Origin of the sequence: Halomonas sp. I5-271120 (genome assembly GCF_030553075.1) — a bacterium.
In the GTDB taxonomy this organism is placed as follows: Bacteria; Pseudomonadota; Gammaproteobacteria; order Pseudomonadales; family Halomonadaceae; genus Onishia; species Onishia taeanensis_A.
Genome location: NZ_CP130701.1, coordinates 1,388,067 through 1,412,343, shown reverse-complemented (window position 1 = coordinate 1,412,343; position 24,277 = coordinate 1,388,067). Strand labels below are relative to the sequence as shown.

At 65.1% G+C, this 24,277-nt stretch carries 23 protein-coding genes and 1 tRNA gene; 11 read left to right on the top strand and 13 right to left on the bottom strand.

Going from position 1 to position 24,277, the window contains the following annotated elements:
• Nucleotides 1-24: 24 nt before the first annotated feature.
• Together yaaA and Q2K57_RS06210 are read right to left on the bottom strand one after the other, a co-directional pair.
• Nucleotides 25-804, bottom strand: a complete 780-nt coding sequence (gene yaaA / locus Q2K57_RS06215) for a peroxide stress protein YaaA (protein ID WP_304526370.1) — start codon at nucleotides 802-804, stop codon at nucleotides 25-27.
• Nucleotides 805-1,016: 212 nt separating this feature from the next.
• Entirely contained in the window at nucleotides 1,017-2,048 is a 1,032-nt protein-coding gene (locus tag Q2K57_RS06210) for an NADP(H)-dependent aldo-keto reductase (RefSeq protein WP_304526369.1), read from the bottom strand.
• A 236-nt stretch (nucleotides 2,049-2,284) separates the two neighbouring features.
• Here Q2K57_RS06210 and Q2K57_RS06205 point away from each other — a divergent pair, with 236 nt between their 5' ends.
• Nucleotides 2,285-2,791 carry a tetratricopeptide repeat protein gene (locus Q2K57_RS06205; protein WP_112056490.1) on the top strand — a complete coding sequence of 169 codons (507 nt, stop codon included), beginning with the start codon at nucleotides 2,285-2,287 and terminating at the stop codon, nucleotides 2,789-2,791.
• Between the two features lie 97 nt (nucleotides 2,792-2,888).
• Complete coding sequence (locus tag Q2K57_RS06200) at nucleotides 2,889-3,398, top strand: hypothetical protein (RefSeq protein WP_112056482.1); 510 nt, start codon at nucleotides 2,889-2,891, stop codon at nucleotides 3,396-3,398.
• Between the two features lie 227 nt (nucleotides 3,399-3,625).
• On the opposite strand, the gene Q2K57_RS06195 is transcribed toward Q2K57_RS06200, so the two are convergent.
• The 6 genes from Q2K57_RS06195 to Q2K57_RS06170 all read right to left on the bottom strand — a co-directional run bounded on the left by Q2K57_RS06195 (nucleotide 3,626) and on the right by Q2K57_RS06170 (nucleotide 6,662).
• The gene (locus tag Q2K57_RS06195; RefSeq protein WP_112056481.1) at nucleotides 3,626-4,177 is read right to left on the bottom strand and encodes a TIGR00730 family Rossman fold protein; all 552 of its coding nucleotides are present in this window, start codon (nucleotides 4,175-4,177) and stop codon (nucleotides 3,626-3,628) included.
• 72 nt (nucleotides 4,178-4,249) lie between these two features.
• Nucleotides 4,250-4,771: a DUF501 domain-containing protein gene (locus Q2K57_RS06190; protein WP_304526368.1), complete on the bottom strand. Its 522-nt coding sequence runs from the start codon at nucleotides 4,769-4,771 to the stop codon at nucleotides 4,250-4,252.
• Nucleotides 4,740-5,069, bottom strand: coding sequence for a hypothetical protein (locus Q2K57_RS06185; protein WP_112056480.1), 330 nt, complete (start codon nucleotides 5,067-5,069; stop codon nucleotides 4,740-4,742). Before Q2K57_RS06185 ends, Q2K57_RS06190 begins: the two co-directional genes overlap by 32 nt.
• Before the next feature lie 191 nt (nucleotides 5,070-5,260).
• Complete coding sequence (ybaK, locus tag Q2K57_RS06180; RefSeq protein WP_304526367.1) at nucleotides 5,261-5,731, bottom strand: Cys-tRNA(Pro) deacylase; 471 nt, start codon at nucleotides 5,729-5,731, stop codon at nucleotides 5,261-5,263.
• Nucleotides 5,728-6,138, bottom strand: coding sequence for a thioesterase family protein (locus tag Q2K57_RS06175; RefSeq protein ID WP_112056478.1), 411 nt, complete (start codon nucleotides 6,136-6,138; stop codon nucleotides 5,728-5,730). Before Q2K57_RS06175 ends, ybaK begins: the two co-directional genes overlap by 4 nt.
• A 98-nt stretch (nucleotides 6,139-6,236) precedes the next feature.
• Nucleotides 6,237-6,662, bottom strand: a complete 426-nt coding sequence (locus tag Q2K57_RS06170; protein ID WP_304526366.1) for a hypothetical protein — start codon at nucleotides 6,660-6,662, stop codon at nucleotides 6,237-6,239.
• A gap of 43 nt (nucleotides 6,663-6,705) precedes the next feature.
• On the opposite strand from Q2K57_RS06170, the gene Q2K57_RS06165 reads away from it, so the two are divergent.
• Nucleotides 6,706-7,863, top strand: coding sequence for a MalY/PatB family protein (locus Q2K57_RS06165; protein ID WP_304526365.1), 1,158 nt, complete (start codon nucleotides 6,706-6,708; stop codon nucleotides 7,861-7,863).
• Here the strand turns inward: Q2K57_RS06165 and Q2K57_RS06160 are convergent.
• Nucleotides 7,857-8,783, bottom strand: coding sequence for a tetratricopeptide repeat protein (locus Q2K57_RS06160; protein WP_112056472.1), 927 nt, complete (start codon nucleotides 8,781-8,783; stop codon nucleotides 7,857-7,859). The genes Q2K57_RS06165 and Q2K57_RS06160 overlap by 7 nt on opposite strands.
• Nucleotides 8,784-8,914: 131 nt before the next feature.
• On the opposite strand from Q2K57_RS06160, the gene Q2K57_RS06155 reads away from it, so the two are divergent.
• On the top strand, nucleotides 8,915-9,685 hold the full coding sequence (locus tag Q2K57_RS06155; protein ID WP_304526364.1) for a DUF3750 domain-containing protein: 771 nt from the start codon (nucleotides 8,915-8,917) through the stop codon (nucleotides 9,683-9,685).
• 222 nt (nucleotides 9,686-9,907) lie between these two features.
• Here Q2K57_RS06155 and Q2K57_RS06150 read toward each other — a convergent pair.
• Nucleotides 9,908-9,984: transfer RNA gene (locus Q2K57_RS06150), tRNA-Met, on the bottom strand.
• A gap of 187 nt (nucleotides 9,985-10,171) precedes the next feature.
• Between Q2K57_RS06150 and phbB the strand changes: the two genes are divergently transcribed.
• Nucleotides 10,172-10,918: an acetoacetyl-CoA reductase gene (gene phbB / locus Q2K57_RS06145; RefSeq protein WP_112056468.1), complete on the top strand. Its 747-nt coding sequence runs from the start codon at nucleotides 10,172-10,174 to the stop codon at nucleotides 10,916-10,918.
• 140 nt (nucleotides 10,919-11,058) lie between these two features.
• Here the strand turns inward: phbB and Q2K57_RS06140 are convergent, their stop codons facing one another.
• Complete coding sequence (locus tag Q2K57_RS06140) at nucleotides 11,059-13,839, bottom strand: DUF349 domain-containing protein (protein ID WP_304526363.1); 2,781 nt, start codon at nucleotides 13,837-13,839, stop codon at nucleotides 11,059-11,061.
• Nucleotides 13,840-14,117: 278 nt separating this feature from the next.
• On the opposite strand from Q2K57_RS06140, the gene minC reads away from it, so the two are divergent.
• The 4 genes from minC (at nucleotide 14,118) to sbcB (ending at nucleotide 17,590) form a co-directional block, all read left to right on the top strand.
• Entirely contained in the window at nucleotides 14,118-14,861 is a 744-nt protein-coding gene (gene minC / locus Q2K57_RS06135; protein ID WP_112056466.1) for a septum site-determining protein MinC, read from the top strand.
• 43 nt (nucleotides 14,862-14,904) lie between these two features.
• A complete protein-coding gene (gene minD / locus Q2K57_RS06130) occupies nucleotides 14,905-15,723 on the top strand; it encodes a septum site-determining protein MinD (RefSeq protein WP_112056464.1) in 819 nt (272 codons plus the stop codon).
• Nucleotides 15,720-15,971 (top strand): cell division topological specificity factor MinE, encoded by a 252-nt coding sequence (minE, locus tag Q2K57_RS06125; RefSeq protein WP_112056462.1) that lies wholly within the window; start codon nucleotides 15,720-15,722, stop codon nucleotides 15,969-15,971. Before minD ends, minE begins: the two co-directional genes overlap by 4 nt.
• Nucleotides 15,972-16,096: 125 nt before the next feature.
• Nucleotides 16,097-17,590 (top strand): exodeoxyribonuclease I, encoded by a 1,494-nt coding sequence (gene sbcB, locus Q2K57_RS06120; protein WP_112056460.1) that lies wholly within the window; start codon nucleotides 16,097-16,099, stop codon nucleotides 17,588-17,590.
• Between the two features lie 211 nt (nucleotides 17,591-17,801).
• Here the strand turns inward: sbcB and Q2K57_RS06115 are convergent, their stop codons facing one another.
• Both Q2K57_RS06115 and Q2K57_RS06110 read right to left on the bottom strand, forming a co-directional pair.
• The gene (locus Q2K57_RS06115) at nucleotides 17,802-20,702 is read right to left on the bottom strand and encodes an insulinase family protein (RefSeq protein WP_304526362.1); all 2,901 of its coding nucleotides are present in this window, start codon (nucleotides 20,700-20,702) and stop codon (nucleotides 17,802-17,804) included.
• Nucleotides 20,702-21,388: an SOS response-associated peptidase gene (locus Q2K57_RS06110; protein WP_112056458.1), complete on the bottom strand. Its 687-nt coding sequence runs from the start codon at nucleotides 21,386-21,388 to the stop codon at nucleotides 20,702-20,704. Before Q2K57_RS06110 ends, Q2K57_RS06115 begins: the two co-directional genes overlap by 1 nt.
• A 221-nt stretch (nucleotides 21,389-21,609) precedes the next feature.
• Between Q2K57_RS06110 and Q2K57_RS06105 the strand changes: the two genes are divergently transcribed.
• Together Q2K57_RS06105 and Q2K57_RS06100 are read left to right on the top strand one after the other, a co-directional pair.
• Nucleotides 21,610-22,224: a TetR/AcrR family transcriptional regulator gene (locus Q2K57_RS06105; RefSeq protein ID WP_112056456.1), complete on the top strand. Its 615-nt coding sequence runs from the start codon at nucleotides 21,610-21,612 to the stop codon at nucleotides 22,222-22,224.
• Nucleotides 22,221-24,188 carry an MFS transporter gene (locus Q2K57_RS06100; RefSeq protein ID WP_304526361.1) on the top strand — a complete coding sequence of 656 codons (1,968 nt, stop codon included), beginning with the start codon at nucleotides 22,221-22,223 and terminating at the stop codon, nucleotides 24,186-24,188. The genes Q2K57_RS06105 and Q2K57_RS06100 overlap by 4 nt, the downstream gene beginning before the upstream one ends.
• Nucleotides 24,189-24,277: the final 89 nt, after the last annotated feature.

Below are 24,277 nucleotides of genomic sequence, written 5' to 3'. Positions count from 1 at the left end.
GGCCCTGAGGCAGCGCCGTGAGCCTCAGGATGCGCCTTCTGCGCGGGTGAAGACCAACGTATTGCCTTCTGACATGGCCGCATTGTAGCGATAGCCAGCCACGTCGAAGTTCTTGAGGCCCTCGGGATCGTCGAGGCGCTCGCGGATCATCCAGGCGCTCATCAGGCCACGGGCCTTCTTGGCATAGAAGCTGATGATCTTGTACTGGCCGTTCTTCTCGTCCTTGAATACCGGGGTGATCACCCGCGCGGTGAGTTTCTTGGTGTCGATGGCCTTGAAGTACTCGTTGGATGCCAGGTTAACCAACACCGGGCTGCCGCTTGCCGTGATCGCTCGATCCAGGTCGCGGGTCAGGGTGTCTCGCCAGTAGGCATACAGATCCTTACCGGCCGGATTGGCAAGCTTGGTGCCCATTTCCAGACGGTAGGGCAGGATCAGGTCCAGCGGGCGCAGCAGGCCATAGAGGCCGGAGAGAATGCGCAGGTGGTTCTGGGCGAAGGCATTGTCATCCTCGCTGAAGCTTGTGGCCTCAAGGCCCACATAGACATCACCCTGGAAGGCCTGCGCCGCTGGCTTGGCGTTGTCCGGGGTCAGGGGCGTCTGCCACTCGGCGAAGCGGGCGGCATTGAGGCCGGCCAGCTTGTCACTGATGCCCATCAGCTCGCTGAGCTGCTGGGGCGAGTAGTCGCGCAAGACATCGATCAGTTCACGGCTGCGCTCGAGATAATCGGGCTGGCTGTAGGTATCGGTGCTTGGCGGGGTCTCGAAATCCAGCGTCTTGGCGGGGGAAATCACGCTCAGCATGGGGCGCTCCTATGAACAGTCGGCATGGGCGCTGGGCCCGTCGTTAGGCGTCGAGTATATCAAGCCGCCCCGGAACACGGGGATAACCGGGGAGCTATGGCGACGATAGTCCGGCGATGTGGGAGGGGATACCATTCCCGGCGTTGGCCGCCGGGAATAGGATAGGCTTATAAAAGGGCCTTGCCCGATAGTCTCCTAGGGGAAATGAGCCATTAGGGGCTAGGGTTCGGCAGCCGGGTATGCACGGCCTCGATGGCCTCGAGCACTTCGTCGCCCAGCTTGAGCGACTCGCTCGCCAGGTTGCTCTCGAGCTGCTCCATGGTGGTCGCGCCGATGATGTTGCTGGTCAGGAACGGCCGTGAATTGACGTAGGCCAGCGCCATCTGCGCCGGGTCCAGGCCGTGTTCGCGGGCGATCTCGACATAGGCGCGGGTCGCTTCATCGGCCAGCGGCGAGGTGTAGCGCTTGAAGCGCTCGAAGAGGGTCAGGCGGCCCTTGGGCGGCTGGGCACCGTCCAGGTACTTGCCGGAGAGCACGCCGAAGGCCAGTGGTGAATAGGCCAGCAGCCCGACGCGCTCGCGATGGCTGATCTCAGCGAGGCCGACTTCATAGCTGCGATTGAGCAGGCTGTAGGGGTTCTGCACGCTGGCGACTCGTGGCAGACCCAGGCGGTCGGCCAGGGAGAGAGCGTGCATAACGCCCCAGGGCGTCTCGTTGGAGAGGCCGACGGCGCGCACCTTGCCGGCATCGACCAGCTGCTTGAGGGCAGACAGGCTCTCTTCGAGAGCGGTGGCGTCTTCGTCTTCCTTGGCCTCATAGCCGAGCTTGCCGAAGAAGTTGGCGTTACGGTCGGGCCAGTGCAGCTGATAGAGGTCCACGTAATCGGTGTTCAGCCGCGTAAGGCTCGCGTCGATGGCCTGGTGGATATGCTCGCGGGTCAGCCGCGGGCCGCCGCGGATATGATCAAGCCCGGGGCCGGCCGCCTTGGTGGCGAGGATTACGTCATCGCGGGTGCCGCGGGCCTTCAGCCAGCTGCCCACGTAGGCTTCGGTCAGACCCTGGGTCTCGGCCTTGGGCGGCACGGGATACATCTCGGCCGTGTCGATGAAGTTGATACCAAACGCCGTGGCGCGGTCGAGTTGCTCGTGCGCTTCGGCTTCGCTGTTCTGCTCGCCGAAGGTCATGGTACCAAGGCACAGCCGGCTGACATCGATGCCGGTATCGCCAAGCGGTCGCGTTTGCATGTCTCGCTCCAATCAGGGAAAAACGCGGGGTGAATCGGCATGGTAGCGGCGGCTTTTGCCGGCGGCAAATACGGGGGTTGAGTCCCCTGCATGGGGGGCGTATGCTTGCGTCCCCGTTGCCCCGGCGGCGCCCGGATGGCCACTAGTTATCTAGTTATTAGTACGGTGACACGATGACGGTCGTCGGATTCCGGCGAGCGCATTTCCTCGTTACACAAGACGCTAGGTTGTTTGCCATGCATCAGGCATCTTCTTTGGTAACCCGTCTCGAATATCGACTGGCGGAACAGCTCTTCCATAATCGCTGGTTGCCGCGTTCGCGACGCACCCAGCGCTTGACGATGCACCTCTATCAGCGCTGCGCAGAAGCGGGTCACATCTCCGCGCTGTCGGTCTATGGGCATATGCTGTTCCATCGTGCGATCCGTCCCCAGGACAAGGCCAAGGGGGCTCGCTATGTGATGGAGGCCGCGCGGCAGGGCGACGTAAGCGCCCAATATCAGGCCGGACGCATTTTCGAACATGGCTGTGCTCAGTATCCGCGTCGTGATGACAAGGCGGTGACCTGGTACGCCCGCGCGGGCGAGGCCGGCCATCCTCTGGCCGCAGAACGCCTGGCCGATGCCTACCGCAGCGGTATGCTGGGGCTAGCCGTAGACCCGCTGCGTGCCGCGCACTGGCAGGCCCTGTCCGATCAGTGCATCGCCGAGGAAACCGCGCCCGCGGCTTCTCTCTGTCACTGAGTCGACCCTGGCGCCCTGAGCCGATAGGCTAGGGCCAGTGGCGGTTTCGAGGAGGAGCCGCCGATTCTTCGTCAGATCCACAAAGGATGTCCATGTCGTGACGCTGCCTACCCTGTTGGATATCGAAGCGTCCGGTTTTGGGCGCGGCAGCTATCCGATCGAGATCGGACTGGCACGCGCCGATGGCTCGACCTGCGCCTTCCTGATCCAGCCGCTGGATGAGTGGACCCATTGGGACCCCAAGGCCGAGCTCCTGCACGGCATCTCCCGTGCACGCCTTCAGCGCGAGGGGCATCCGGTGATCGAGGTGGCGCGCTGGCTCAACGACGAGCTGGCCGAGATTGGCATCGCCTACAGCGATAGCTGGGGCTACGACAACACCTGGATGTCCCTGCTGTTCCACCATGCCGGGATGCTGCCGCGCTTCCGTCTCGAGGCCCTGCGCCGTCTGCTCGATGAGCGTCAGTTGGAGCTGTGGAGCACCGCCAAGGAAGCATTGATCACCGAGCGAGGCATTCAGCGTCACCGCGCCGGCGAAGATGCCCGGCTGTTGCAGCTCACCTACGAGCGCACCCTGGCGCTGTCCCGGGCCGAGAGTGGCGATTAGTCTCTCTCGCCTCTCTTCTCTACACGCCACCTCTGCACGTCACCCTTGCACGTTGCCTATGTAGTTCGCCGGTACGACGGTAATTTTCATAGTCCTGAACGTTTCATAGAACTGAACGACGACCGCCCGGCCAAGTGCCGGGCGGTCGTCGTTTAGTGCCGTCGTTTAGTGCCGTCGTTTAGTGCCGTCGTTTAGTGCCGTCGTTTAGTCGTGCTGGCATTTGCGGCTCAGGCGGAGACCAGCTGCTGTTCCAGGCTATCCAGCAACGTGGACGGTGTCGGCGCCGAACTTAGGGCGTCCCGAGTATGGCCGTCGAGGAAGCCTTGGCTGACCAGGCTGTCGAGGAAGGTCAGCAGCGGGGCAAAGAAATCCTGGGTATCGAGCACGGCAATCGGCTTGTCATGCAGGCCCAGGTATTGCCAGGTCCAGGATTCGAACAGCTCCTCGAGGGTGCCGATGCCGCCGGGCAGGGCAACGAAGGCATCGGCCCTGGCCGCCATGGTGGCCTTGCGCTCATGCATGTCGGCCACGCGGATCAGCTGCGTCAGGCTATGGTGGGCCTGTTCGCGCTCCACCAAGTGGTCCGGCATTACGCCGATCACTTCTCCGCCGGCGTCGAGCACGGCATTGGCCAGGGCGCCCATCAGCCCCACGCGTGCACCACCATAGACCAGGCGATGACCGCGCTTGCCGATCTCACGGCCCAGCGCCACGGTGGCCTCGCGAAAGCAAGGATCGCTCCCTTCCCGAGAGCCCAGATAAACACAGATGTTCGACATGCAATGCTCCTTGATCAGGCCACTATCCTAGCGCGTCTTCGCTTAGCCCTGCAGCTAGGTCGTGTAGCCCGCTCAGGGCAGGCAGTCGATGACGCCAAATTCAGCGTCCAGCCATTGGCCGATCACGTTGTCACCGCATAGGTGATGGGCATATTGGGTATGCAGGCAGCGTACCTGATCCCAGTTGCTGATACCGCCGATGCCGCGCTCCGTGAGGACCTTGGCATAGCCCAGGCGCTCGACCTCGGCGCGTTGGGTTTCGTCCATGAAGCGCCAGCGGCGGGCCACGTAGTCCTCATGGCTGTGGTGGTAGGCGGCCAGGAAGTCGGGTTCCTGCTGAAGGCGGGCCTCGAGTTCCTTGATCACGCCGCGGGCCTCGAGGCGAGACAGCTCAACCTTGAGCCGTTCGCTGCTCAGCCAGTAGAGCGTGGGAAAGGGCTTGCCTTCCACGATCGGCGCCATGCGCAACACCAGCGGCGTGTGTTCGCCGTCGGTGGCGGCTACCGCCATGGTGCCGCGGGGCGGCCGGCCGAGCTGTTCGGTGATGATCGCCAGCTGGCGATCATTCGGGATCTGATCGGTGTGGATCACCATCTTGGGGGTCTCGCAGAAATTTGTTCGAGCGCCCCACGGCACGGAAGAATGCCGTGTTGAGCTGCACCGGAGTGGGCACGTAGCGCCAATGGCGCTCGCAGTAGTCATTGGCCCGTGCCAGGAGTGCATCGTAGAGGCGATTGAACGGCGCATCATAATCGTAAGGGTCATGCCCGAACAAGCGGATGTGCGGGAAGTCGGCGAAGCGCTCGACGAAGTAATGCTCGAGATCGGCTTCAACGGCACGGTGTCGAGCCACGTCGTCCGGGTCGAGCCACAGGGTATAGCGAATGGCCATGACGCCTCCTGGTTGGACAGGGGTTGCTGCGCGGGTCTGTTGCTAAGGGGATGCTGGCTAAGAGGGTTGCTATTAGGACCGCGGCCATTGGCGTTCGGCTCGCGGCTTAAACCGCTGACACCAGGATAGCCCAGGGCGCCCAGGTGCCGGTCAGCGTCGTTGCTTGCCAGGGCGCGTGCTCGCGTCCCGGTTCAGGTCCGTGCAAGCGTCACTGGCCGAGCGCCGGTCAGAGCGACCAAGTCGTCCGGCGCGAGGCCGATCTCCAGGCCTCGGCGGCCGCCGCTGACATGCAGCGTCGAGAGTGCCATGGCGCTGTCGTCGAGAAAGGTCGGCAGCCGCTTTTTCTGGCCCAGTGGACTGATGCCGCCGATCACATAGCCGGTGGTGCGTTCGGCAAGCGCCGGCTCGGCGAGGGTCGCCTTGCGCGCGCCGGCCGCACGGGCCAGTGCCTTGAGGTCGAGCCGTGCGCTCACCGGCACCAGCGCTACTACCAGGCGTCCGTCGTCCAGCTTAGCCAGAAGCGTCTTGAAAACGGTCTGTGATGCCAGGCCCAGTGCCTTCGCGGCCTCCTCGCCGAAGGCCTCGGCCCGAGGGTCATGGGCGTACTCGGTGAGCTGGAAGTCGATGATTGCCGCCTCCAGGGCGCGAACCGCTGGCGTCATGCCTTGGCCTCGGTGGGCGCCTGCAGGTGCTCTTCGAGGGCCGTGCGTAGATCACCCTCGATTTTCTTGGCGCGCTTCTCGTCATGATCGTAGTGCACCATCACGGTATTGCCGCGGGCGCAAAGCTGGCCGTGCTGCCTGGCTTCCTGTGTCACCGTGAAGGAGCTGTTGCCGAGCCGGGTCAGGAAGGTGCGCACTTCAACACTGGTGCCGTAGTGCAGCTCGGCCAGGAACTCCACGTCCAGGCGTGCCAGGATCAACTGCCACTTGCGCGGGTCGAGATCCGGCGTGAATAGCCGAAACAGATCGGTGCGCGCCTGTTCGAACCAGGCCGGCAGGCGGGTGTTATTGATGTGCCCCAAGGCATCGGTGTCGTGAAAGGCGGGGTCGAGGGTCGTGACGAACATCAAATGCTCCGGTGCAGCAGAAAGAAAGAAGAGACTCAGCATTGCCCCGCGCCGACCTTTGGGCAAGTCACCCATGGTCGCGAACGGCTCGGTGCGGGCTAGATCAGCCGCTGGCTGATGCGATCCGCCCAGGCCGCGGGCAGCGCCTCGACCAGCGCTTCACGCAGGTGGTCGGGCAGCGCGGCTTCGGCGTCCTCGAAGCTGTCGAAGTCGCGGTTGCGCAGCCAGCAGTAGGCCCAGGCGCAGGCTTCCATCTCGTCGCGGGGGGCCGGCCTGGCCGGCATCTGCATGAGCAGGAAGCTCGCCGCACGGGCCGCCCACAGCGGTGGCTGGGTGCCGCTGCCCCAGGCTTCGAGGGTGGCGCCATTCGGCGTCTCTTCCGGTTCGCCGAGCTTGGCGACCCGGGCCGTGTCGGCAAGAATCATGGCCAGGCGCTCCGGCGTGGCCTGGCCAAGCAGCAGCCAGTGCCCCACCAGGCTTGAGGCGCCGCGCATGGCCTTGGCATAGAAAGGGGTTTCGGGCATGTTCAAGGAATTCCCAAGGATGATGAACGATACAGGAGGCAGCATGCAGTTTGATTTTGCCACGCCGGTGGCCCGGCGACATCCCGACTGGCCGTCCCAGAAGTGGCAGCGCTATGACGAGGACGTGGCGCCACTGTGGGTCGCCGACATGGACTTCCGTTCGCCACCAGCGGTGATCGAGGCCCTTGAGGCGCGGGTCAACCACGGGGTGTTCGGCTACGGCGTGGTGCCTGACGGCCTGCGCGAAGCGCTGTGCGCCTGGAGCGGTGAGCACTACGACTGGCCGATCAAGCCTGAGTGGCAGCACTGGCTGCCGGGGGTGGTGCCGGCGCTGCACCTGGCGAGCCTGGCCTTTACCGAGCCGGGGGACGGCATCCTCACGGTGACGCCGATCTACCCGCCTTTCCTCAAGGTCGCCGAGCGCACCGGACGGCGTGCGCAGACCGCAGCTCTTGCCGAGCCCGCGGCACCGGGAGAGCCCTGGCGGCTCGACCTGGCGGCGCTGGAGGCGGCCATCACCCCCGAAACCCGGCTGCTGCTGTGGTGTCAGCCGCACAACCCCACTGGGCGGGCCTGGAACACCGAAGAGCTTAATGGCCTGACCGAACTGGTCGAGCGCCACGATCTGCTGGTGGTCTCCGATGAGCTGCACTGCGACCTGCTGCTGGATGAAAGCGCCCGCCACCGGCCGCTGGCGGCGCTATTCCCGGCCCTGGCCGCGCGCATCATCACCCTCTGGGCGCCTTCCAAGACCTTCAACCTGGCCGGTCTGACCGCTGCCTGCGCGGTGATTCCGGACGCCGGGCTGCGCCGACAGTTTATCGCCGCCGGGCGTGGCCTGCTGCCGGACGTCAACCTGATGGGGCTGGTCGCCGCCGAGGCCGCCTATCGTCACGGTGAGCCCTGGCGTCAGGCGCTGCTCGAGACCCTGCGCGGGCATCGGGTGCGCCTGGCCGAGGCGGTGGCCGGCTGGCCGGGGGTATCGATGAGCGCGCCCCAATCCACCTATCTCGCCTGGCTCGACCTGCGACAGGCCGGGCTGGGGGCGTCGCCGCAGCGCGTGCTGTTGGAGAAAGCGCGGGTGGCGCTCTCGGACGGTGCCGACTTCGGCTGGCCGGGCTTCGTGCGACTCAACTTTGGCACCACCCGCACTCAACTGGACGAAGCGCTTACCCGCCTCGACCGGGTGCTGGCTCAGTAGAGCTGCGCGAACAGCTTGCGGCGATAGGTCACCGTCAGTGGGTGGTCGGCGCCGAGGGCGTCGAAGACCCGCAGCAGCGTCTTCCTGGCGGCATCGTCGCCGTAGGCCCGGTCGCGTTTCATCAGCGTCAGCAGGGCGTCGAGGCCGGGCTCATAGTCGCCGTCGGCGACCTGGCGCAGGGCGCGCAGAAACTGCGCCTCGCTGTCGTCGCGGTCACCAAGCGCGGCTAGCGTTTCGGCGTCCGGGGCTTCCTCGCCGAACTCGAGCCGTGCCCGAACGCCCCGAGCTCGCGGCGCATCGCGGTGCTCCGGCGGCAGGTTGTCGAGGATCGCCTTGGCGTCCTCAGGCTGACCCTCTGCCAGCACGGCGCTAGCCAGGTCGATCTGATAGTCATGATGCTGGGGGTTGTCCTGCACCAGCTGCTGGTAGATCGCCCGGGCGGTGGCCGGGTCGCCGGCTGCGAGCGCCGCTTCTGCCTGTTCCTCTGGCGAGGCCTCCGGGGCAGCGGCAGCCGTGATGTGCTTACCGAGCCACTCGCGGATCTGGCCTTCCGGCAGCGCGCCCTGGAACTCATCGTAGAGCTGGCCCTGCATGATCAGCTTGACGTCTGGTACCGAGCGGATGCCCAACTGCGCGGCGATCTGCTGATGATCTTCGATGTTGAGCTTGGCCAGGACGAAGGCGCCGTTGTACTCGCGGGCCAGTTTTTCCAGAACCGGGGTCAGGTTCTTGCAGGGTTCGCACCAGGGAGCCCAGCAGTCCAGTACCACCGGTGTGTTCATCGAGCCTTCCAGCACCACCTGCTGGAAGTTGCTCATGTCGAGATCGACGATGTAGGCGGCGGAATCGGCACCGGCCGCATCACCGGCTTCTGCTTCAGGATTCAGGGGGGCGCCACTGCGCGGGTCGACGATCGGCATGCAGGCTACCTTGAGTGTTTGGGAATTTACCCGTTAGATGCGGGTGGTGAGCCGGAGATTCAAGGTGTCCGACCCAAGGCGCGCGACCATGCTGTGGCACTTTGGTATAGGGGGAGTGCGTGGGAGCGAGGATGGCGCAGGTGATGAAGGGGCTGCTGGTGATGCTCGCTGGCGTGGCACTATTGCTGGCGGGGCCGCTGTGGATGCTGGCCGGTGAGCGGGTCGATCTCGACACCCACTGGTCGGATGCCGATCGTCGGCCCGCAGGGCTGGCGCCGGCGCCAGCCGTGACGCCGGAGGCGGTGGTTCAGGTCTATGCAGCCAGGGCTTACAGCTGGCGCGGGGCCTTCGCCGTGCATACCTGGATCGCCACCAAGGCTGCCGGTGCCGAGGGCTATCGCCGCCATCAGGTGCTGAGCTGGCGGCGACCCACCGTGGTTAGCCAGTGGGGGCCACCGGATCGTGCCTGGTATGGTAACCCGCCCCGGCTGCTCGCCGACTATCGCGGCGCTTCGGCGGCCAAGCTGATTCCCCGCATCGAGACCGCAGTGGCTCGTTACCCGGCCCCGGACCGCTATCGCGCCTGGCCGGGCCCCAACAGCAATACCTTCATCGCCTGGATCGTGCGCGAGGTCCCTGGGCTCGAGGTGACATTGCCGGCCCATGCCTTGGGCAAAGATTACCTGTTCAACGGCGTGCTGGCCGATGCGCCCAGTGGCAGTGGCTACCAGCTGGCACTCGGAGGGCTGGTGGGTGTTCTGCTGGCTCGGGATGAAGGGCTGGAAGTGAATCTACTGGGCCTGACGTTGGGCATCGACCTCTGGCCGCCCGCTCTTAAACTGCCCGGAATCGGCCGCCTGGGAGCCGCGGAACCGGTGCAAGGCGACGGCGTTCCTCGCTAAGTCAGGGCAAACAGTTCGCTGTGGTTCTTAGGTGCAAGCCAGACAGAAAAGCCGATACGCTGGTGAGTATCGGCTTTTCTATATTGGGTAGGGCCGCCGACGTTGAAGCCGGAGCGAACCGATGACCGTCGGGCTCATGGGCGGATGTATCGCTGCGGTGTTGAGATGCCAACCAGACGCAAAAAAGCCGACACTCGAATGAGTATCGGCTTTTTCTATATTTGGTAGCGGGGACCGGATTTGAACCGATGACCTTCGGGTTATGAGCCCGACGAGCTACCAGACTGCTCCACCCCGCATCAACTTGAGGCATATACTACACGATATTTGCGCTGGGTCAAGAGTTGAATCGAAGACGGTGGAGTGTGATCTGTATGAATTGAAAGTGACTGGGTGGGTTGCCATGCTCGGGGGTGTCGACGCGGTAATGATCCATACTGACCGAAGCACGTTGTAGCACACAGTCATCTATCAGGGAGATATATTATGGCTAACGCAGCACCCGTCGCGTGGGTTACTGGGGGTACCGGTGGCATTGGAACGGCAATCTGTCGTGCCCTTGCCAAGGAGGGCTATCAGGTTGTTGCCGGCTACCATAACCCCGAAAAGGCCAAGCAGTGGCTCGCCGCTCAACAGGCCGATGGCTTCGACAACATCGCACTGTCAGGTGTCGACCTGACCAACTATGAAGAGTGTGTCGCGGGGGTGACTGAGATCCGCGACAAGTACGGGCCGGTCAGTGTGCTGGTCAACTGCGCCGGCATCACCCGTGACGGCACCATGAAGAAGATGACGCCGGATCAATGGCACGAGGTCATCGACACCAACCTCAACAGCGTCTTCAACACCTGTCGCGGCGTTATCGAAGACATGCTCGAACATGGCTATGGCCGCATCGTGAACATCTCCTCGATCAATGGCCGCAAGGGCCAGTTCGGCCAAGTCAACTATGCCGCCGCCAAGGCCGGCATGCATGGCCTGACCATGTCACTGGCGCAGGAGACCGCAACCAAGGGCATTACCGTCAATACCCTGTCGCCTGGCTACATCGCCACCGACATGATCATGAAGATTCCCGAGAAGGTGCGCGAGGCGATTCGCGAGGGCATTCCGGTCAAGCGCTATGGCACCCCGGAAGAGATCGCCCGGGCGGTGGTCTTCCTGGCCGACAAGGAATCCGGCTTCATCACCGGCGCCAATCTGGACATCAACGGTGGCCAGTTCATGGGCTGATAGTCATCAACGTCTGAGCTGTGATTCGTATGCCTGAAAGCAAGATAGAAGGCATGCCAACAAGAGACCCGAAGCCTTGGCTTCGGGTCTCTTCGTTGGTAACGCGGGCGTAGGGCGCGGCTGAACAGGCCGCCAGGGGATCAGGGAGGTGGCAGGGGCAGCATCTGGTGCAGCAGGGCATCGAGCTCCGGCGCTTCATGCTCCCAGTGCTCTGCCGGCATCGGCCCGGTGGCCAGCAGCGCGCACAAGACGTTGTGCAGCTCTTCGGCGCGTGTCGGCTCCTGGCCCAGGCCTTCGTTGAGCCGCTCGACCTGAATGGCCAGGCGCAGGGGTTCGTCCTGGTGGGCGAGCCCGCTACCGGCCAGTAGCGCCAGGTGCACCCGCAGACGGGTCAGGGTGTCCTTGACGGTGTCTGGAGGCGGAGGACTGCGCCGGGCGGCATTGCGTGCCTGGTGCGCCTTCAGCATGTCGCCGCTAAGGCCTTCGGCGGCGGGAACATCGCTGGGTGCCAGGCCGTCCAGCGCCTTGCGGTCAGCGTCGAGATGAGCGTTGAGCAGGGCCTGCAGGGACTGCCAGGCGAGAATCTCCTCGTTAACTGCCAGCCGTGCCAGCCGTTCGCGGCGAGCGCGCACGATACCGGTCCAGCGCTTGCGCATGCCCTCGGTGCGCCGGCCGGGCGGTAGCGGCTTGAGCGCATCGACTTCGGCGATGGCCTGCTCGAGTACCGGCTCGTCGGCGCTCGAGGACGGCTGCCAGGCATCGAAGCGATCGATCATGGCCTGCATGGCGTCCAGGCGCGCCTTCGCGCGGGAGGCCTGGTCATCGTATTCGGCCTCGCGGCTGGCGAAGATCTCGTCGCACAGATTACGGAATTCCCGCCACAGGGCCTGTTCCTCGCCCTTGGGCGCACGCCCCAGGGCACGCCAGCGTCGCTGCAGGCCCTTCGCGTCCTGGGCGCGCTGGGTCGCTGGCTGGGACGACTCGCTGAGGCGACGGGCCTCGGCGATCAGCTCGCGCTTGGCGGTAGCGATCTGCTGGGCTCGGCGGTCGATCAGCGTCTGAAGGTCGTGGCTGAGCGTGGCGAAACGCTGGCCGACGGCTTGCGCCTGCTGGCGAGGTACCGGCGTGCAGCGTCGCCACTGCTCGCGGGCCTTGTCGCGAATCTCGCGCAGTGCGTCCGGGTCGGCCTCAGGGTCGGGGGCGTCCAGCAGGGCCGCAAGCTGGCCGCACAGTGCTTGGCGCATCTCGAGGTTCTGGACACGTTGGGCTTGCTGCTGGTCTCGCCAGGGCGCCAGGCGCGTATGGATGCGCTCGGAGGCTTGGCGAAAGCGCTGGGATAGCTCGCGGGTGGCGGCGGCGTCACCCAGTGCTTTCCATTCCTTGATCAGTCGGCGGTGGCGGCGGTCCAGCACGTCGGCGGCCAGAGTGCCATCGTCGGCCAGGGCCTCGATGGCCTGACATAGCTGATCACGCTTGGGAGCGGCAACGAAGCCACGCCAGTCACGCAGTTCGGCTAGCTGAGCGCCCTGGCGCTTGAGGGTGCCCTCGAGCGCCAGGCGATCGTCTGCCGGTCGGGCCTCCAGCTGCTGTCGCAGTTGCTGATGCAGGCGGCTGGCGGCCTTGAAGGCGCCGCGCTTGAGCTTTTCATCGAGGGTCGAAAGGCCGCGCTCGATCTCCTCGCGGCTCGCCGTTGCCTGTGATGACGAGGGGTGATTGAGCTGGACGCGGGCACGCTCGATAGCGTCCAAGGATGGCAGGTCGTCCGGCCAGTCGATGGTTTCGAGCAGCGCCAATAGACGGTCGCGATCATGATCGGTGACCGCGCGTTCCAGGGTATCGGCATGTTGCTCGAGCCTCGCCCAGGCGACATCCAGGTGATGATAGTCGGCCAGGGCCTGGCTGTGGCGCTCGCGAAGCTCACGTTGCGGCGGATGGCGGTCGGAGAGTTCTTCCCAGCGCTGGTCCAGCAGGCGCCGCTGGGCGCGCAGGCTGGCCATGTCCTGACCGGTAAGACGGTCGTTCTGGCGAAGCCCGGCGAGGCTTTCTTCCAGCGCTTCGATCAGGCCAAGGCGGGTCTCGTCGTCGCTTTCGCGCTGCTGATGAACGCTTTCGGCGGCCTGCTGATGAGCCTCGTGGTCGCTGATCACCTTGCGGCATGCCAGGGAGGCATCCTGATAGCGACGCTCCTGCTCGGCGCTGGGCAGGTCCTTGAGGGCTTCCCACTCGCGTTTCAGGTGTCGGTATCGGCCGGCGTAAAGGGGCTCCCAGGCGTGAGTGACATGTGCCTCCAGGGCGCTGAGCAGCCGCTCGCGTTTCTCGTGGGCGGCGGCGGCCTGAGTCGCATTGGCGCGACGCCGGCCAAGGGCTTCGCGGGCCAGCCGATGAATTTGCTTGTCGCGCCGGGCGCGGCGAGACAGCTCGCGCAGCCCCTCCTCGCTCTCGATGCGCTCGGCTGCAGCACGGCGCACGGTGGCGATGCCGTTCTCGCAGGCCTGCTGGATCAGCGTTTCTTCATCGTCTATCCGCGCCAGCGCCGTCAGCCGCAGCTGCTGGTTATCGCCCTGCAGCGTGATGTCACTCAACAGGCGCGGTTGATCGAGGCGCTCGACCAGTGCCAGACGGCGGTCCAGGCTGACGCCGGGCTCACGGCCAACCAGTAAGGCGACCAGCCGTGTCGTCAATTCCGGCGAGGCGGCATCATCCATCATCGTCAGCAGCGTTTCCGGGTCGCCGATCTGTGACAGGGCTGCCTGACGGACTCGGGCGTCCTGATCCCGCGCCAGCGTCTCTAGCCGACGATGTTCCTCTGGGCGAGCGGCATCGAGTCGCTCGGCGGCTTCGCGACGTTTTTCGGCATCGGGGTGCTGCCAGCGGGGCGCCAGCAGACGATGAAGCCATCCTGTGAGTGTCTTTCCTGACATGATGATGTTGCGTTCCTGTATAGGCGCGACCTGTGCCGCGCCATGGCGGTGACTCTCCATCTAAGCATGTGACGAAGGGACGGAAAAGTCCCGCCGTCTTGGAGGCATCGCTCCTCAGGCGGCTGAATGGACTGCTTTCCAGGCGTAAATAAAGGCTCGTCAGGCACAACTCGGGCAAGACAATCACTGACAGCTTGGCCTCTTGGTCTTATGATCAGTTGCAGGGTCGCTATCCCTCGCTTAGCTTTAACCTTCATCACCCCCTGCGGAGTCCGGCAATGAGCCTCAAGATGGATAGGGCCAGCATGGCATTTACCTTTAAGGGTGGCATGTTGCCCATGACGGTCATGGAGTTGACCAGCGCTGATCCCGAGCGCATCCGTGACCAGCTAGAAAGCAAACTCAGCCAGTCTCCGGCCTTCTTCCAGCACACGCCTGTGGTGCTCAGCGTCGAGAGGCTCGATGAGCCGCATCTGTCGCTAGAGCGCATCTGCGCGGTCTGCCGTGCCAACAAGCTGCTGCCGGTTGCGGTGCGCGGGGGGACTGATCCGGTCAAGCAGTCCGCCTGGGCGCTAGGCCTTGGCTGGTTCCCGCCCCAAGAGGTGCGCCCGCGCGCGCTCGAGAGCGTGGCCAATGAAAGCGAGGCGGACGATGCCGCTTCGGCACAGGACGCCGCGCGCACCGAGTCGACCCCGGCGGGACGCATCTATCGCGGAACCGTCCGTTCCGGCCAGCAGTTAAGTGCCCAGGAAGGGGATCTGGTGGTGATCGGTGCGGTCAATGCCGGTGCCGAGGTGCTGGCGGCAGGCAATATTCATGTTTACGGCGCCTTGCGGGGCCGGGCGCTGGCCGGCATCCACGGCGATCATGACGCCGCCATCTTCTGTCGCGAACTGCACGCCGAGCTGCTGTCGGTGGCCGGCAACTACAAGCGATTGGAAGATATCGACCCGCGCTTGCTGAGCAGCACCGTTCAGGTCAGCTTGCGCGAGGATCAGCTGGCGATCGTCGCGTTGACCTGAGGGTCCGACGCTCCGTTATCTCATTAGCAACAGGAAGCTTATCTTGGCCAAGATCATTGTAGTGACCTCCGGCAAGGGTGGGGTTGGCAAGACGACCAGTGCGGCCGCCATCGCTACTGGGCTGGCGCTGCGCGGTAATAAAACAGTGGTGATCGACTTCGACGTGGGCCTGCGCAACCTTGACCTGATCATGGGCTGCGAACGCCGCGTGGTGTATGACCTAGTCAACGTCATTCAGGGCGACGCCGGACTCAATCAGGCGATGATTCGCGATAAGCGCGTCGAAAACCTGCACATCCTTCCGGCCTCCCAGACCCGCGACAAGGATGCCCTGACCAGCGAAGGCGTCGAGAAGATCCTCGATGCCCTGACTCAGGACTTCGACTTCATCATTTGCGACTCGCCGGCCGGCATCGAGCGCGGTGCCCAGCTGGCGATGTACTTCGCCGACGAAGCGGTGGTGGTGACCAACCCCGAGGTGTCCTCGGTGCGTGACTCCGACCGCATTCTCGGCCTGCTGTCCTCCAAGACCCGTCGCGCCGAGCAGAATCGCGACCCGGTCAAGGAGCACCTGCTGATCACCCGCTACAACCCGTCCCGGGTCGACGGCGGTGACATGCTCAACCTCGACGACATCTGCGAGATCCTGGCCATCGATCTGATCGGTCTGATCCCCGAGTCCGAGGCAGTGCTGCGGGCGTCCAACCAGGGCATTCCGGTCACCCACGACCAGAAGAGCGATGCCGGCCAGGCCTACACCGACACCGTTTCGCGGTTGCTCGGTGAGACAGTGCCGCTGCGTTTCCACGAGTACCAGAAGAAAGGGCTGCTGAGCCGCGTGTTCGGGGGAGGTCGTCGGTGAAACTGCTGGATTTCTTGAGAGGTGAGCGCAAGAAGACCGCGTCGGTCGCCAAGGAGCGGCTGCAGATTATCGTCGCCCATCAGCGAGGTCAGCGCGACCAGCCGGACTATATGCCGATGCTGGAGCGCGAGCTGCTGGAGGTGATCCGCCGCTACGTGAAGGTCGAGCAGGATGCCATCAACATCAGCCTCGATCGCGACGAGGATTGCTCGGTGCTCGAGCTCAACGTGACCCTGCCGCGAAACTGAGTCGCTTGGCTGAATGACGTGTCGGCCGAATGACTTGTCTGAATCGCTTGGCAGAATGACGTGGCTGAGCCGCGCGGGGGACTGTGCTAGGCTGGGCGTCATTTAGACTGCCTGGAGAGCCTGTCATGGCGCCGTCCCCCGCCGCTCCGCGGACCTTCCTGTGGCACGACTACGAAACCTTCGGGGCCGACCCACGCCGGGATCGGCCCTCGCAGTTCGCCGCGATCCGTACCGATGCCGACTTCAACGAGATCGGCGCGCCGATCGAGGTCTACTGCAAGCCCGCCGACGATTACCTGCCGCACCCACAGGCTTGCCTGATCACCGGGATCACGCCGCAGAAGGCCCAGCGCCGTGGCGTTCCCGAGGCCGAATTTGCCGGCATCATCAACGACGCCATGAGCGAGCCCGGCACCTGTGCCCTGGGCTACAACAGCCTGCGCTTCGATGATGAGGTCAGCCGCCATCTCTTCTATCGCAATTTCCTGGATCCCTATGCCCGGGAGTGGCAGAACGGCAATTCGCGCTGGGATTTGATCGACGTGGTGCGTGCCTTCCATGCCCTGCGCCCCGAGGGCATCGAGTGGCCCAAGCGCGAGGATGGTGCACCGAGCTTCAAGCTCGAGCACCTGACCGCCGCCAACGGCATCGAGCATGCCGGCGCCCACGACGCCCTGGCCGACGTTCGCGCTACCATCGCTCTGGCACGACTGCTCAAGTCCTGTAATCCGGGGCTCTTCGACTACCTGCTGGCGCTGCGCAGCAAGCGCGAGGTCGCCAAGCGCCTGGACATCGCCTCGCGCAAGCCGCTGCTGCACATCTCGCGCCGTTACCCGGCGAGCCGCGCCTGCAGCGCCCTGGTGATGCCGCTGGCCGAGCATCCCAGCAACCCCAACGGGGTGATCGTCTACGACCTGGCGATGGACCCGACGCCGTTGTTCGAGCTGTCGGTGGAGGAAATACGCGCCCGGGTGTTCGTCGGTGCCGATGATCTCGCCGAGGGGGAGACCCGCATTCCGCTCAAGGTGATTCACCTCAACAAGAGTCCGGTGCTGATGCCGGTGAGCTATCTGAAGGACACAAGCGGCGAGCGCCGCGGCGAGTACGGCGCTATCGTTGAACGCCTGGGGCTCGATCTGCCGACCTGTCGCGAGCACTGGAAGCAGCTTTCAGCCGCTCCCGAAGCAGCCAGCCGCGCTGCCGGTGTGTTCGCCGAGCCGCCCCCCGAGGGCCCGCAGGACCCGGACCTGATGCTCTACTCCGGCGGTTTCTTCTCGCCGGCGGATCGCCAACAGATGCAGCGGGTGCGGGACTCGGACCCCTGGGATCTGGTCGGCGCCAGCTTCGCCTTTCAGGATCCGCGCCTCGAGGAAATGCTGTTCCGCTTCCGGGCACGCAGCTATCCCGACACCCTGGAAGGCGAAGAACAGACCCAGTGGGATGCCTATCGCTGGTCGCGCATGAACGATGCGAGCCTGGGCGGCCTGACCCTGCAGAGCTTCGCCCGGGAAATCGAGCGCCTGAATCAGGTCAGCCTTGAGGACGGCGAGCGCCAGGTCCTCGAGGAACTGGTGATGCATGTCGAAGCGATCATGCCGGCTCAGGCCTTCGGCGCCTGAGCCGCTAAAAAGCCTTACCGCCGCCCAAGCCTCCGCTATTGCGCAACGGTAACGACGACGCACCACAGCGCCGCATCAAAATGACGACGCCCGGATCCATGAAAAGGTCCGGGCGTCGTCGTGTTAGGCATCGTCCTGTCGGCATCTGGTGTCAGTCGGACGCTTGCCGCGGCGCTGAGAAACGGCGCCGCGGACAGCGTGGAGCGTGAGGTCAGTTGGCGTCGGGTAGCGGCCTCAGGTCGGCCGTCAGTGCCAGCAGGTCGCTGGGGCTGTCGCCGGGATCGAAGGTGATGTTGGCGGCCGGCGCCTTGCGCAGTTCGGCCCAGGCCTCACGCAATGCGGCCGGCGTGATCGCCGATACCCTTTCTGCGAGGCGCTCGCGCTGGTCAAAGCCGATATCGTCGCGTGCCAGCGCCTGCCATTGCCGATTGGCGAGCGCACCCAGCGAGGTGTCGCGCTCCAGCAGGCTGTCATGCACGGCCTGCCGGTAGGGGGCCAGGGTGGCATCGTCGAGATCGGCGAGGGTCTGGTCGAACTCGTCGAGGAAAGCCGTGATGCGCTGGCCGATCATCTCGCTGTCGGTATCCGGTGACTGCACCAGCAGGCTCATGCCCGGCGCTTCGAGCAGCGGCATGTAGCTGGCGCTGACGATGTAGCCGAGCTGTTGCTCGGTGCGCAGCCGGGTGTAGAAGGGCGTGGAGATTAGCTGGCCGAGCACCGCCAGGCGTGCCTGTTCGTCCAGGGTGCGGTTCTGGCCCTGCAGATAGCGCAGCACCAGAGAGTCCTGACGGGTGCTGTGGGGATGCAGGTTGGGCAGGGCACTGGAGATATCCAGCGGTTCGAGGTCAGGCACGGCCTTGGCATCCAGCGTCGGTGCCAGGATGGTGATGACCGATTCGCCGGTGGCTCGCGCGGTCTCGGCCGACAGGTCGCCCACCGCCATGGCCTCGAGATGCAGCGCACCGAGGTAGCTGTCGCGATAGTCGCGCAGCGCCTCGGCGTCCAGGTCGTCAATGGCGTCGAGCAGGGTTGCCGCGGGCCATTGCGGGCGCAGCAGCGCCTCGCCGAGGGCGCGGTTGGCTTGCTGATAGAGCGCTGCCTCGGGGGCATTGCGCCACTCGCGTTCGAGCTGGTGACGCACTCTCTCGACGCTGTCTTCGGTGATCTCGCCCTGCGTCAGTTGAGTGAGCACTCGCTCAATCAGGCGGGGCTGGCGATCGCGCCAGCCGGAGAAGGCCAGGGTCATGCCGCGGGCATGGGCATAGGCATTGAACTGATGGCCGGCCAGCCTTGCCGGGTAGAGCGTCTCGTTGAGGCTGTCGTTGAGCCAGCCGGCGAGCAGCCGGGTCAGAGCCGCATCGCGGGCATTGGCAGCCGCCGCCGGGTGCTGCAGGCTAAAACGCCACTCCACCTTGGGGGTGTCGAAGTCGACGTTGGCCTGGTGCCAGACCTCGGCGCCCTGAGTCTTTAGCAGGCGCTTGGGCGCTGCGTTCTCAACGTCGCCCAGGCTCAGGTCCTTGGCGATATAGGGATTGGGTTCGGGCAGTGACAGTTCGCCGATGGGCGAGGCACTCGCCCAGTCCGGGGCCTGATCGATGCGATAGGGGGCATCGAACCAGGGCGAGGTGGCCGTGCCCTCGACATCGGGGGCGCGGTAGACCCTCAGCAGATTGTCCGGTGTCAGGGCCGCCAGGTAGTCCTTGATGCGGGCCTCGTCGAAGCCGTCCATGCGATAGGGAGCGAACTGGGCGTCACGGCTCGGGTAGTGCGCCAGGTTCATGGCCAGACGCGTGGCGTCATGCTGAGGGTCACCGTGCTGCTGGAAGCGGAATTCCTGCTCGGCAAGACGGGCCTGTTCCTGATAGCGCCAGGGGTCGAGCCCTTGCTGACGAATCCTGTCGATGGCGGCGAACAGGCTTTCCTGAATCCGCGGTATCTGTCGGGCACCCTCGGGCGTCAGGCTGATGCCGACGGTAAACAGGGCATGCGTTCCATCGCCGCGGCCGACGCCTGCCGACAGGCCGTCGGCGAGCCCTGCTTCGCGCAACTGCTCGAGCAGGCTGCCCTGTCCCTCATGGCCAAGCAGGTTGGCAATGTAAGAGGCGGGCTTGGTGGCATAGAAGGGCTCGGGGTCGGGTACCGGGAAGTAGAAGCGCAGCTGGCGCTCGTCCCGCAGCGAAGCGACCTCGAGGGACAGCGGCAGGCTATCGGGGCGCACCAGAGGTGCGTCGACCTTGGCGCGGCTAAGACCGCGGTTGGGAATCGCCGCGAAGCGCTCGCGGACCAAGGCCTCCAGATCATCCAGCGGCTGGGGTGCCACCAGCGCCAGGTGCATGACGCCGGCGCCGTAGTGGGCCTTGAAGAACTCGATGACTCGCTGCCTAAGCGGCGTCTCGGCGTCTTCGGGCAGGGTCAGGGTGGCGCGGCTGCCCACCGAGAAACCGGTGGTCGGGTTGTCGGGGTTGAGCACCTGGTCGAGTGCATCATTCTCGCGGCGTCCGTCATCACGCAGCCGCGCCTGATATTCAGAATGCACCACGTTGCGCTCGCTCTCCAGTTTGTCGGCGTTGAAGCGGGGCGCGATGAAGAACTGGCTGAAACGACCCAGGGCGCCGGACAGGGCGTCGGGCTCGATGTCGAAGAAGTAGTTGGTATCCTGACTTGCCGTGAAAGCGTTGTGATTGCCGCCATGCTGATTGATGAACGACTGGTAGGCGTCGGCGGCCGGGTAGGCGTCGGTGCCCAGGAACAGCATGTGCTCGAGGAAATGGGCAAGGCCAGCGAGATCCTCGGGGTCGTTTGAGCTGCCTACGTCGATGTTCATCGAGGCGGCGGCCTTGTCGGCCTCACTGTCGCTGACCAGCAGAACGGTCAGGCCGTTATCGAGGGTCAGCAGGCGATAGTCGCGGCTGTCGTTGGGGCTGGTTTTCAGCGTGGTGGCGTCAGCCTTAGACAGCGCTTCTTGTGAGGCCTGGGGCGACATGTCGGGGGTCGCCGAAGCACTGGCCAGCGCCGGTGCGATGAGGGTCATCAGCAAGGCGCTGCCAAGGGCCAGGCGTGCCAGCCTGTCGCGGTAGCGGCGAGGTGTGGCAAGGCGGGTGGTGGCGGTCATCATGACTCCTGTGCGGGCTGCCATCGCAGCATGGGGCCGGTAGGGTGGCCACAGGCCCATTCCTGGTTCAGCGGGTGATTCACTCGTCTTGATACCGGAAAAGCGCCCAACAGTTCCCTGGATGCGGGATTCAGCATGGCGCGGGCCTCGTCGAGTGGGATGGCCGGGTCGAGCCAGGCCGTTGCCCGGTCGGCATCGATCACCGCCGGCAGGCGGTCGCTGAGCGGCGCTAATAGTGGCGGCGCCGCCACGGTGATCAGTGCCATTGAGTCGTGAAAGGCGCTCAGGGTGGTGTGATAGCGCGCCCACAGGCCGGCCAGCAGCAGGGGGCCGCGATCGACGCGGGTCACCAGGTAGGGCTGTTTGCCGCGTGGCATGGCGCGCCACACATAGACGCCGCTGACCGGGACCAGGCAGCGACGGGCGGCGAAGGCTTCGGCAAACATCTTGCGCTCATCGAGGCTTTCCGCGCGGGCGCAATGGGGGGCGTGGTCGAGCACCTTGAGCCACGGCGGGGTCAGCCCCCAGAAGGCCCGGCGCAGGTGCGGCCGGCCGGCATCGAGGCGGATCATCGACAGCCCCTGGCGGGGCGCCAGGTTGGCGCCGGTTAGCAGCGGCTCGTCGGTCGTGAGCTCGGGCAGCAGTCGGGGCAGGTCAAGTGGCGCAATATGCAGGCGACCGGCCATGGGCTCTCCAGTGTCTTCTTGGCGCGTATTTGGCACGTCAACGCGGGGCGCGCGGTGGCTCAGGGTACCCAAGAGCCCGGGCGCTGCAAAGCATGCAGGCCGTCCCACTGTCGAGGTTGTGTTTGTATGATGGGGCGGTATGCTGATATAAAACGCTGTTCGAGATATGCGACACTGTCGCTTTAGACCCCCTAGCCGTTCAGCGTACCTGCGAGGATGCAATGGCACGTCCCAGACAGCACGCGCCCGAGGCGTTGCATGCTCAGGTCATGGCAGCTTGCGATGCCTGGCTCAAAGAGCACCCCGTACATACGCTGTCGCTGCGAGCGCTGGCCCGCGAGGTCGGCTGTGCTCCCAGCACCCTGCTGAAGCTCTACGGCAGCTTCAACAACCTCCTGCAGCACGTCAATATCGAGACCCTGGCTCATCTGCGCGGTGCCATCGAGGGACTTGATGACGGCGGTCCCCAGGCACGGCTAACCGGCCTGGCCACGGCCTACTGGCATTTCGCCAAGGCGGCGCCTTTTCGCTGGCAGCTGCTGTTCGATTACCCGCTGGCACAGGAGGGTGAACTCGATCAGCGTCAGAACGACATGATCGAGGCGCTGTTCGTGCGGGTTGAAGCCACCCTAAAGGAGTTCCAGCCGGCGATCGATGACCTGGAATCCCGTCGCCTGGCGCGTACCTTGTGGGGCAGCGTCCACGGCCTGGTGCAGCTTGGCCTCAACGAGCGGCTGGGCTACTGGCAGGGGCAGCCGCTGGAGGTCGGTGAGCTGATCGACCAGCTGCTTGCGACCCTGCTGAACGGACTGCGGCATCTTCCGGGCAGCGTGTGAGCCGTGGCCTGCTGACCCAGCGTCGCTTCGCGCCCTTCTTCTGGGTGCAGGCGCTGGGTGCCTTCAACGATAACCTCTTCCGCAACACCCTGCTGCTGATGCTGACCTTTGTCGCCGTGCCGCGCCTTGGCTGGGACTTAGGGCTGGCCATCAATCTGGCGGCGGGGCTGTTTATTCTGCCTTTTCTGCTGTTTTCCGCCTGGGGCGGGGAGCTGGCCGACCGCTTTGACAAGCGGCGGCTGGTGCGCCTGTTGAAGTTCGTCGAATGCGTGCTGATGGTGCTTGCGGCGCTGGCCGTCTGGTACCAGAACCTGGTGGCGCTGTTTGTGCTGCTGGTGCTGATGGGCGTGCAGTCGGCGCTGTTCGGAGCCGTCAAGTTCGCCATCCTGCCCCAGCACCTGCCGTCCTATGAGCTCGGACGCGGCAATGCCTGGGTTCACGTCGGCACCTTCGCCGCGATTCTTGCCGGTGCGCTGCTGGCCGGGGTGTTTGCGGCGCTTCCCGACCCTCTGTCGCGCCCGGCGATCATGGCCACCCTGGTGGGTGTCGCCCTGGTGGGGTGGGGCGCTAGCCTGGCGCTGCCACCAGTTGACACTGCGGAGCCTTCAACCGAGGGCTCCGCCACGGATGCCTCCCTGCGCTCAGCCGAGCGGGGGCGATTGCGCTTTCGCCCCCTTTCCAGCCTGATCGAGGTACTGCGCGGCGGCGTACATTCGCCGGTGCTGTGGTCGGCGATTCTCGCTATCAGCGTTTTCTGGTTCTTGGGCGCAAGCTTTCTGACACAGCTGCCGGCCTGGGCTCGAGTGGTGGCGGGCGGCGCCGAGGCGATGCTGAGCGTACTGCTGGTGGCGATCGCCTGCGGCTTCGGTGCTGGAGCCCTGGCCTGTGCCAAGCTTTCGGGCGGGCGTTTGGAGCTTGGCCTGGTGCCGCTGGGGGCGCTGATACTCGGTGCCGCCAGCCTGCTGCTGGCCGGTGTGGACAGCGCGACGACCATGGGGCAGCCGCTGACGGTGCTGTTCGATGACCCCAGGGTCTGGCGCATGCTGGGGGGATTAATGCTGGTCGGCCTCGGTGGCGGTATCTACATCGTGCCGCTCTATACGCTACTGCAACTGGGTAGCCACGAAGCACAGCGAGGGCGGATCATTGCCGCCAACAATATCTGCAATGCGCTGCTGATGGTGGTGGCCGCAGGCTACGGCTGGCTGATGCTGTCAGTCCTGGGGCTCGACCTGCAGAGCTTCGTGGCAAGCCTTGGAGGCATCGCGCTGGCGGTCGGGGTGGCAATGGTCGTGCGTCGTCCGCGGCCGGTGCTGCGCCTGCTGGTGTTCGTGCTGGTCGCGCTGATCTACCGGCTGCGCCTTCGCGGTCGCCACCATGTGCCGGCGAGTGGCGCGGCCCTGGTGGTCTGCAATCACGTCAGCTTCATGGACGCGCTGGTGATCGGCGGTGCCTGCCCGCGGCCGCTGCGCTTCCTAATGGATCGGCCGATCTACGAATCACCCTGGCTGAACTGGCTATTCCGGCTCGTGGGGGCGATTCCAGTGGACTCCGAGCGCAGTGACCCGGGCGGCCTGCGGCGGACCCTCGATCAGGTCAGCCAGGCGCTGCGCCACGGCGAGGTGGTAATGGTTTTTCCCGAGGGCCGGCTGACCCGGGATGGCGAGATGCAGTCTTTCCGCCGCGGCCTCGACCTGATTCTCGCTCGCAACCCAGTACCGGTGGTGCCGGCGGGGCTCGCCGGGCTGTGGGGCTCCTGGACCTCGAACCGCGATGGCCCGGCACTGACACGGTTGCCGCGACGGTTTCAGGCGCGGGTGGCACTGGTGTTCGGTGAGCCGGTGCCCGCTGCCGAGGCTCGTCGCGGGGAGCTCGCGGCCCGCGTGAAGGCGCTGAAGCAAGAGGCCGACGCCTGGATCACGCCCGGCAGAAAAGCTCCCTCTCGCGGCAACGCGGCCGAATGATGCCTTGCCTGATGGGGCTTTCCGTAGCCCTTCGCATGACACCTTGCCCTTCGGATGACATAAAGCAAAGAGCCGCGTTGTCTGACAAC

Excerpts from the sequence above, each read along its gene's own strand:
- yaaA (WP_304526370.1), bottom strand. The coding sequence starts at position 804 with ATGCTGAGCGTGATTTCCCCCGCCAAGACGCTGGATTTCGAGACCCCG.
- Q2K57_RS06205 (WP_112056490.1), top strand. The coding sequence starts at position 2,285 with ATGCATCAGGCATCTTCTTTGGTAACCCGTCTCGAATATCGACTGGCG.
- sbcB (WP_112056460.1), top strand. The coding sequence starts at position 16,097 with ATGGCGCCGTCCCCCGCCGCTCCGCGGACCTTCCTGTGGCACGACTAC.
- Q2K57_RS06115 (WP_304526362.1), bottom strand. The coding sequence starts at position 20,702 with ATGACCGCCACCACCCGCCTTGCCACACCTCGCCGCTACCGCGACAGG.
- Q2K57_RS06110 (WP_112056458.1), bottom strand. The coding sequence starts at position 21,388 with ATGGCCGGTCGCCTGCATATTGCGCCACTTGACCTGCCCCGACTGCTG.
- Q2K57_RS06170 (WP_304526366.1), bottom strand. The coding sequence starts at position 6,662 with ATGCCCGAAACCCCTTTCTATGCCAAGGCCATGCGCGGCGCCTCAAGC.
- Q2K57_RS06105 (WP_112056456.1), top strand. The coding sequence starts at position 21,610 with ATGGCACGTCCCAGACAGCACGCGCCCGAGGCGTTGCATGCTCAGGTC.
- Q2K57_RS06155 (WP_304526364.1), top strand. The coding sequence starts at position 8,915 with ATGGCGCAGGTGATGAAGGGGCTGCTGGTGATGCTCGCTGGCGTGGCA.
- Q2K57_RS06190 (WP_304526368.1), bottom strand. The coding sequence starts at position 4,771 with ATGGTGATCCACACCGATCAGATCCCGAATGATCGCCAGCTGGCGATC.
- Q2K57_RS06165 (WP_304526365.1), top strand. The coding sequence starts at position 6,706 with ATGCAGTTTGATTTTGCCACGCCGGTGGCCCGGCGACATCCCGACTGG.
- Q2K57_RS06140 (WP_304526363.1), bottom strand. The coding sequence starts at position 13,839 with ATGTCAGGAAAGACACTCACAGGATGGCTTCATCGTCTGCTGGCGCCC.
- Q2K57_RS06160 (WP_112056472.1), bottom strand. The coding sequence starts at position 8,783 with ATGCCGATCGTCGACCCGCGCAGTGGCGCCCCCCTGAATCCTGAAGCA.
- Q2K57_RS06185 (WP_112056480.1), bottom strand. The coding sequence starts at position 5,069 with ATGGCCATTCGCTATACCCTGTGGCTCGACCCGGACGACGTGGCTCGA.
- minC (WP_112056466.1), top strand. The coding sequence starts at position 14,118 with ATGAGCCTCAAGATGGATAGGGCCAGCATGGCATTTACCTTTAAGGGT.
- Q2K57_RS06210 (WP_304526369.1), bottom strand. The coding sequence starts at position 2,048 with ATGCAAACGCGACCGCTTGGCGATACCGGCATCGATGTCAGCCGGCTG.
- Q2K57_RS06175 (WP_112056478.1), bottom strand. The coding sequence starts at position 6,138 with ATGTTCGTCACGACCCTCGACCCCGCCTTTCACGACACCGATGCCTTG.
- Q2K57_RS06195 (WP_112056481.1), bottom strand. The coding sequence starts at position 4,177 with ATGTCGAACATCTGTGTTTATCTGGGCTCTCGGGAAGGGAGCGATCCT.
- phbB (WP_112056468.1), top strand. The coding sequence starts at position 10,172 with ATGGCTAACGCAGCACCCGTCGCGTGGGTTACTGGGGGTACCGGTGGC.
- ybaK (WP_304526367.1), bottom strand. The coding sequence starts at position 5,731 with ATGACGCCAGCGGTTCGCGCCCTGGAGGCGGCAATCATCGACTTCCAG.